The following is a 3424-nucleotide window of genomic DNA, read 5'->3' as shown; positions in this document are numbered from 1 at the left end:
TTCAATGACATTGTAGAAACAATAATTAGTTTTATAAACACTTATTTGTTTACTTCTTATTTTTATTTAGTTATAATTAACTAAATAATATAGCATTAAATATATTTGTTAAAATTTTATTTAATACTAAATTATGGCAGACACTTCGTATTTTTTCAAAAAAATAGATACAAATTAATAAATTCGGGTAGAGTACTCATACAGGTCTTAACTTAATAACATATTCAGATAAATAAAATATAGTATGTTTTAAAAAGGTCTTTTATGAGTAAGCTATAAATAGGGAGGTTTCAATAATGGCTATTTCAAAAATTAATGACTGCTTTGAATTATTAGCTATGGTCACTTATGCTGATCGCTTAAAAAGTATTATCAAAAAGGAATTCTCAATTAGTTTTGAAGAATTTGCTGTTTTAACTTATATTAGTGAAAACAAAGAGGAAGAATATTATCTTAAAGATATTATTAATCACTTAAATTACAAACAACCTCAAGTGGTAAAAGCTGTTAAAAACTTATCACAAGAAGACTACTTCAATAAAAAACGTAATGAACACGACGAAAGAACAGTGTTAATTTTAGTTAACTCTAAACAACGTAAGAAAATCGACGAGTTATTAAAACGCGTTAACAAAAGAATCACTGAAGCCAACGACGAAAACGAAGTTTAATGCTATAGATTTGTAGGAGTAAGACCGAAATGTGATGTTTATCAATTAATTTCGGAATCTTGCTCTTTTTTAGTGGGGGTCAACCATTCTAAAATACACTGTGTCTGAACAAATACTAAAGTAGACTAAAGGGCAATCAAATCTCGCGATTTGATTGCCCTTTTAATATCATTTATAAAATATAAAACTAAATTCCTACATTGGGTTAAATTCCCCAAACTTTATTCTAAGTCATCTTCTACTTTCTGAATAAAGTCTAAATATTGTTCTAAAAATCGTTCAGGTTCTTCAATATGTGGTGCATGCCCTGAACCACTAAATATACTTTTCCTAACATTTTCAAAATAATTATCTATTCGATAATGTTGTTTATCGAAGATTAACGGATCATGTTCACCATTAACTATAAACGTGGGTACGGTTACTTTATTATGAACATCTTTCGTAACATCTACACTGTTTAACAATGCTCTTATCGCAATAGCACTATCTTCTGGTGTAGGCCTACTGTATAACTTCTGACGTTGATACCATCTCATAGCCTTATCTTGATTATGGAATAATTTTGGAAATAGAATAATCATTGCTTCAGACTTATTAAATCCGGCTACTTCTTCTTGATTATCCACCATCAGTTTTGTAAATCCGTGCGTAATATCTTCTCTTTTAGCAGAGACAATAGTTAATGAAATCACTTTGTGTTGATATGTTTCTGTAAATTCTCTACCAATGATGCCCCCCATGTCATGTCCTAAAATATGTGCAGAACTCACATTTAATGCATCCATTAAATACCTTAAGTCCTCAACATGATCTTTTAAGTCATAAGATTCTGAACGTGAGGATTTTCCATGCCCTCTCACATCATAAGTAATCACTCTGTGTGATTGGAGGAGTTCATTTTTTAAATCCTGAAAGCCTGATAAGTTACCGTCTAATCCATGAATTAAAATAATGGGGATGCCCTGTCCTTCATCATTATATGCGAGTTCAATTTGATTACATGTTAGAATTTTTTCCATCGTGGCACCTCCCTTTAATAATTACTATACCCACATCAAATCATAGTTACGCCTTTGATATGACGAACGAATAATTAATTTAATATTCATTTAATATAATTATTTAAGTCAGTGTTGCTTCTTATTCTTCTTTTCTGAAAAAAATAAACCTATCTATTACATCTTAATTTATACATAAAAAAGTCTTATATATAGCAGTAGTTGATAGCTAATATATAAGACTTTATCGACGTATTATTACGATCTTGTACGTGCTGATAATTTAATTGTGTAAAAAATAATGAGTACAACAAGTAAAATCCAAATGGCTAGTGAGAAAAATTGAGCAATTTCGGGATTTGTGATCATTGCATCTATTGTTTTCTGACAGAATAATAACCCTATTCCAGTAAATTCTAACCTTTTAAAGAATATACCTACAAGACCTAAAATAATTCCAATGAAGAATACAAATTGATGTCCATAGATATTAATAGGAATAATGGCCCAATTGAAATGAAAAGCTTGCATAGTTATAAGTATCAAGGCAATAATCGCAATCGCGATACCTACCCACATCTCAAATTTATTAGAATATAGATAATTTTTCCTTGCAATTCTAGTATAAAGAATGATTGTAATTGGAAAAATAACGATACAATAAAATAGACTTATTCCTGTAATAGCTTGAAATTGTACATATTGTTTATCATACAAATAGGAAATGAGAATAAAATTAATAATAAAAAAGATAACTGGATTAAGTTGTAATGCAAATAAATTACGTTGTATCGTAAGTATAATTTGCGCTGGTGACTTGCCTCTATATTCAATATAATCTTGGTCTTGTTCTTCGGATTTCTTAATATCTGAGCGGAACTTTTCCTTAATATCATCTATTAAATTAGGGGACATACCTTTATGGCTAAAATAATCATTGATATTCTCGAGCAATACTTTATCATTAGTACGCATGATTAACTCCTTCTTCATACAAATCTAGATGTAATTACGAATTAAGCAATATTTTAGTTAAATGATATTCAGTATAAGATTTTACCACACAATACGTTTTATTTCTTGAAAATTCAACTAAACTTTACCTTTATCGACATTAAAATACAAAGTAAAAGGAGCAAAAGCGAAATGTCATTCTTTATAGAATCATTTCAGCTTCATGCTCCTTACTCATATTATAAAATTATTTATATTCAATTTATATCAACAACTTAGCTTTATTTAGCGATGTCTATGCGATATAATTTCACATTTTTATCTTTTGGTGATTCTGAACTAAATTGATAGCTTGCTTTACCATTTTGGATATAACCAAAGTTGCCAGTTACTTTATTATAATGTACGCGACTTACGGCTTTGTTACCAAATGTATCTTTGACAGATTTATAAGTTGGTCCGTTAGCATGATTATAAGTCATAGAAACGCGAGTCACGTGACCTTTATCTTTTTTACCATTTGTTGTTACGAGTAAGACACCTTTATGAGTTCTAAATTCATAATAGTGTTCAGTGCCTTGTTGATTATATGAATAGATTGGATGACTATATTTGTTTAAAACGCTTTTTATAGATTCGCCGATTCTAACTTTTTCTAAAGATTGATCGCCATGATTGATTTGTTGAACTGTTTTCATTGAGTTACCTGTAGCAGCTTCAGCGTGATGACCAGCGCTTACTCCTGTTAAAACTAATCCTGAAACAAGTAATGAAGCCATTAGCTTTTTCATAAGCACT

The 3424-nt window shown here is 29.6% G+C and carries 4 protein-coding genes; 1 reads left to right on the top strand and 3 read right to left on the bottom strand.

Translation table 11 applies throughout. The features are described from left to right. The first annotated feature begins 296 nt into the window (after nt 1-296). The gene (sarA, locus tag CD155_RS12155) at nt 297-671 is read left to right on the top strand and encodes a global transcriptional regulator SarA (protein ID WP_002441263.1); all 375 of its coding nucleotides are present in this window, start codon (nt 297-299) and stop codon (nt 669-671) included. A 221-nt stretch (nt 672-892) separates the two neighbouring features. On the opposite strand, the gene CD155_RS12150 is transcribed toward sarA, so the two are convergent. From CD155_RS12150 to CD155_RS12140, 3 genes are all read right to left on the bottom strand, one after another. Continuing rightward, entirely contained in the window at nt 893-1693 is an 801-nt protein-coding gene (locus CD155_RS12150) for an alpha/beta fold hydrolase (RefSeq protein WP_002441261.1), read from the bottom strand. 237 nt (nt 1694-1930) lie between these two features. Next, nucleotides 1931-2647 carry a hypothetical protein gene (locus CD155_RS12145; RefSeq protein ID WP_103213436.1) on the bottom strand — a complete coding sequence of 239 codons (717 nt, stop codon included), beginning with the start codon at nt 2645-2647 and terminating at the stop codon, nt 1931-1933. A 260-nt stretch (nt 2648-2907) separates the two neighbouring features. Then, complete coding sequence (locus tag CD155_RS12140) at nt 2908-3417, bottom strand: SA0570 family protein (RefSeq protein WP_002441257.1); 510 nt, start codon at nt 3415-3417, stop codon at nt 2908-2910. Nucleotides 3418-3424 lie beyond the last annotated feature (7 nt).

The sequence above is a fragment of the Staphylococcus caprae genome (genome assembly GCF_002902725.1).
Lineage (GTDB): Bacteria > Bacillota > Bacilli > Staphylococcales > Staphylococcaceae > Staphylococcus > Staphylococcus caprae.
This window is presented reverse-complemented; position numbering and strand designations above follow the sequence as displayed.

Excerpts from the sequence above, each read along its gene's own strand:
- CD155_RS12150 (WP_002441261.1), bottom strand. The coding sequence starts at position 1,693 with ATGGAAAAAATTCTAACATGTAATCAAATTGAACTCGCATATAATGAT.
- CD155_RS12140 (WP_002441257.1), bottom strand. The coding sequence starts at position 3,417 with ATGAAAAAGCTAATGGCTTCATTACTTGTTTCAGGATTAGTTTTAACA.
- sarA (WP_002441263.1), top strand. The coding sequence starts at position 297 with ATGGCTATTTCAAAAATTAATGACTGCTTTGAATTATTAGCTATGGTC.
- CD155_RS12145 (WP_103213436.1), bottom strand. The coding sequence starts at position 2,647 with ATGCGTACTAATGATAAAGTATTGCTCGAGAATATCAATGATTATTTT.